General features: G+C 53.9%; 1 pseudogene. It reads left to right on the top strand.

Annotation, left to right across the window (positions count from 1 at the left end):
* A pseudogene (locus ADM33_RS11640) lies at positions 1 to 334 on the top strand (peptidase); the annotation flags it as partial.

Here is a 334-nt window from a genome sequence, read left to right as displayed (position 1 = left end):
CGCACTTGTTGATGCTGATGCACTTGCTACCGCACTTGTTGATGCTGAAGCTGAAGCTACTGCACTTGTTGATGCTGATGCTGAAGCTACCGCGCTAGTTGATGCTGATGCACTTGCTACCGCGCTTGTCGATGCTGATGCTGAAGCGACCGCGCTAGTCGATGCTGATGCTGAAGCGACTGCACTTGTCGATGCTGAGGCTGAAGCTACCGCACTAGTCGATGCTGAGGCTGAAGCTACCGCACTTGTTGATGCTGAGGCTGAAGCGACCGCGCTTGTTGATGCTGATGCACTTGCTACCGCACTTGTTGATGCTGATGCACTTGCTACCGCA

This window comes from Streptococcus oralis, from assembly GCF_001075875.1.
Classification (GTDB): Bacteria; Bacillota; Bacilli; order Lactobacillales; family Streptococcaceae; genus Streptococcus; species Streptococcus oralis_I.
The sequence above is the reverse complement of the archived record's forward strand: the minus strand, read 5'-3'. Positions and strand labels throughout refer to the sequence as shown.